At 72.6% G+C, this 3,240-nt stretch carries 4 protein-coding genes; 2 read left to right on the top strand and 2 right to left on the bottom strand.

Annotation, left to right across the window (positions count from 1 at the left end; translation table 11 throughout):
• Together CCN39_RS41330 and CCN39_RS52270 are read left to right on the top strand one after the other, a co-directional pair.
• Positions 1–1,068 (top strand): GGDEF domain-containing protein (locus CCN39_RS41330; RefSeq protein ID WP_086851775.1); only part of this gene is annotated, 1,068 nt, incomplete at its 5' end.
• Between the two features lie 117 nt (positions 1,069–1,185).
• Positions 1,186–1,653, top strand: coding sequence for a hypothetical protein (locus CCN39_RS52270; protein ID WP_244211237.1), 468 nt, complete (start codon positions 1,186–1,188; stop codon positions 1,651–1,653).
• Positions 1,654–1,656: 3 nt separating this feature from the next.
• On the opposite strand, the gene CCN39_RS41320 is transcribed toward CCN39_RS52270, so the two are convergent.
• Together CCN39_RS41320 and CCN39_RS41315 are read right to left on the bottom strand one after the other, a co-directional pair.
• Positions 1,657–2,619, bottom strand: a complete 963-nt coding sequence (locus tag CCN39_RS41320; RefSeq protein WP_086851773.1) for an isopenicillin N synthase family dioxygenase — start codon at positions 2,617–2,619, stop codon at positions 1,657–1,659.
• An 84-nt stretch (positions 2,620–2,703) separates the two neighbouring features.
• Positions 2,704–3,162, bottom strand: a complete 459-nt coding sequence (locus CCN39_RS41315) for a nucleoside deaminase (protein ID WP_086851771.1) — start codon at positions 3,160–3,162, stop codon at positions 2,704–2,706.
• Positions 3,163–3,240 lie beyond the last annotated feature (78 nt).

Raw genomic sequence — 3,240 nt, 5'->3', positions numbered from 1 at the left:
TTCGCGCTGCTCGCGGCCGGGATGCTCGGGTCGGCGGAGCTCGCGCGGCCGGTCGAGCGCCACCGTGAGGACACCCTCCTCGGCCCCGGCGTCGACACGCCGTGGGTCTTCGCCGGGGTGCTGGTGCTCCGGCCCGGCCTGGCCGTCGCGCTGGTCGTGCTCTCCGCGCTGCACCAGTGGTTCCGGGTCCGCAGAAGACCCGTCCACCGGCAGGTGTTCGGCGCCGCGGCGACGGCGCTGGCCGGCCTGTCCGCCGGTGCCTTCCTCACCGCGACCGGCGCCCGGCCGCTCGGTGACGTCCTCGATGCCCGGACCGTGCTCCTGCTGACCGTCGCCGGGCTGGTGTTCCTCGCGGTGAACGCCGCGCTCGTGACCGGCGCCGACGGGCCCCGCCGGCCGCGCGAAGCCGCGCCGGGGCACGCCTTCGACGCCGCGATGACGGCGTTCGGCCTCGCGCTCGCCTGGGCCGCCGTCGCCGCGCCACTGCTGGTCCCGGTGCTGGCCGGCGCCACCGTCGTGCTGCACCGCGGCGGGCTGGGCGGCGGCCGCCGCGACCACGTCACCCTCGATCCGGGCACCGGGGTGCTGACCGCCGCCTCCTGGCACGGCGCCGCCGAGGCCCGGCTGGACCGCCTCGGCGGCCACGGTCCCGGCCCGGCCGTGCTGCTGCTCGACCTCGACCACTTCCGCCTGCTCAACGACCGCTACGGCGTCCGCATCGGCGACGCCGTCCTGCGCGCGGTCGCCGGCACCCTGCGCGACGAGGTCCGTGCGGCCGACCTGGTGGGCCGCTCCGGCGGCGAGGAGTTCGCGGTGCTGCTGCCCGGCACCGGCCCGTTCGACGCGACGGCGATCGCCGAGCGCATCCGCCTGCGCATCGCTTCGACGCTGGTGGCCCTGAAGGCTTCGGGCGACGGCCCGCAGTTCGTCGGGGTGACGGTGTCGATCGGCGTGGCGGGCTGCGGGGACGGGCTCCTCGGCGACGCGCTGCTGGCGGCGGAACAGGCGTTGCTGCGGGCGAAGGCGGCGGGCCGGAACCGGACGGTCTGCGCCGAGCCGGAGTCGTGACCTTCCCGTTAGGCGGGGCGTGCAACCGGCAATTCCCCGGGGCGTCTTGATGGTGTGAAGACGGTGAGGGGCCGTCGATGACGCAGGGGGAAACAAATGTATTCGAAGGTTGATTTCGTGCGCGCCGGAGCCGGGGCCGGAATCGTCGTGGCGACGGCATTCATCCTTTCGGCCTGCAGTGGCCAGCAGAATCCGCCGAGCGCCGGACCGGCCACGCCGCCGGTGCCGGCGACGACCGTGACGGCGACGACGGCCACCAAGGCACCCGCTCCCGTGCAGGTGGCGGACCCGGTGCCGGTCAAGGCGAGCACGCCGGTGAACGTCTGCGCCTCGGCGACCAAAGCCACGCTGGAAGCCGCGTTCAAGGCGAACAAGGAGGCGTCCGAGGCGCTGGTGATGGACAGCCGGGGCCTGCAGCGCATCACCTGCGAGGCGCCCTGGGCGTTCGCGCACTTCACCAACGAAATCGACGGCGGCCGCATGCTGTTCGTGCACCAGAACGGGAAATGGGTGATGCGCAACGGGGGGACCGGGCAATTGTGCGAGGACGTCCCGGCGGCGATCGCCGAGCGGATCTGCGACTGAGCGTCAGCTCATCGTGATCGCGTCCAGTTTCTCTTTCAGGTACTGCGACGCGATCACCTCGGGGTAGGTCCGGGTCCCCAGCGGCGGCGCCAGTGACGTGATCCTCGCGTCGTGATCGGTCTCGTAGAAGAAGATCAACGACACGAGGTCCTCGTCGGGCGCCGTCGCGGCCGGCGGGAGGACGCGGTGGCGGGTCGAGCGCCAGCGGTCGCCCGTCCAGCGGGCCATCAGGTCACCGATGTTCACCGTGAACGCCTCCGGGTGGAACGGCGCGTCCTCCCAGTCACCGCCGGCCGTGCAGACCTGCAGGCCGCCGACGCCGGCCTGGCGGTCGAGCACGGTGACCGTGCCGAAGTCGGTGTGCGGGCCGATCCGGAACTGGTCCGGCGCCGGGGCGCCGACGTGAGTCATCGGCGGGTACCAGTTGATGTTGAACGTGTACGTCGGGTGCCCGGTGTGCCGGGTGAAGTGGCTCTGGGCGAGGCCGAGCGCCGCGGCGAAGATCTCCAGGAGGTGGTCCGCCAGCGCCCGCATCCGGCGCATGTATTCGGTGGCCACCTCGCCGAGACCGGGCACCTCGTCCGGCCAGACGTTCGGCTGGAACCAGAACCCGTCGACCTCGGCGACGCCGGTGCGGGTGTCGGCGCCCGCCGAGTAGGACTCCTTGAGGTCCGGCGGGGTTTCGGTGCCCTCGGCGTAGCCGTTGGCCTCGACGCCGGGCGGCAGCCAGCCGCGGCCGCCGACCGTGACGGCGTAGCGCTGCTTGACGTCCTCGGGCAGCGCGAAGAACTCCCGCGCCAGCTCGCGCGTCCGGTGGCGCAGGTCGTCCGGGACGCCGTGCCCGGTGACCAGCAGGAAGCCGGACTCCCGCAGCGCCTGGTCGATCCGGCCCGCCACTTCGGCCCGGCCCTCGGACGTGCCCGCGAACCACGGCGAAAGGTCCACGAGCGGAACGGATGACGGCATACCGGCTCCTGTGAGGCGCTGTCCTGCCCGACGCTGTCCGGTCAGAACGCTGTTTTGTCCAACCCTGTTTTGCCCAACACTGTCCTATTCGGACTTCTCGACCCCGATGTCCTCGAACCACAGGTCCGGGCGCGCGGCGATGAACTCCGTCATCAGCGCGGTGCAGCCGGGATCGTCGAGCAGGGTGATCTCCACCCCGAGCCCGGCGAGCCAGTCGTGACCGCCGTGGAACGTCTCGGCCTCACCGATGACGACGTGCCCGATACCGAACTGACGGACGAGCCCGGAGCAGTACCAGCACGGCGAGAGCGTCGTGACCATGATCGTGTCGCGGTAGTGCGGGCGGCGGCCGGCGTTGCGGAACGCCGCGGTCTCGGCGTGCATCGACGGGTCGCCGTCCTGCACGCGCCGGTTGTGCCCGCGGCCCAGCAGCGTGCCCGCGGAGTCGAACAGCGCGGCCCCGATCGGCACGCCGCCTTCGGCCTTGCCCAGCTCGGCTTCTTCGCGGGCGACGGCGAGCAGGGTGTGCGGATCGATCGGCATGCGTCACTCTTTCCGGCCGGGGCGGTGCCTGGCAAGTGTTTGACGGCGGGACGGCACCTTCCGGCGGATCGCGGACAG

Source organism: Amycolatopsis kentuckyensis, assembly GCF_002155975.1.
Classification (GTDB): Bacteria; Actinomycetota; Actinomycetes; order Mycobacteriales; family Pseudonocardiaceae; genus Amycolatopsis; species Amycolatopsis kentuckyensis.
This window is presented reverse-complemented; position numbering and strand designations above follow the sequence as displayed.

Excerpts from the sequence above, each read along its gene's own strand:
- CCN39_RS41315 (WP_086851771.1), bottom strand. The coding sequence starts at position 3,162 with ATGCCGATCGATCCGCACACCCTGCTCGCCGTCGCCCGCGAAGAAGCC.
- CCN39_RS41320 (WP_086851773.1), bottom strand. The coding sequence starts at position 2,619 with ATGCCGTCATCCGTTCCGCTCGTGGACCTTTCGCCGTGGTTCGCGGGC.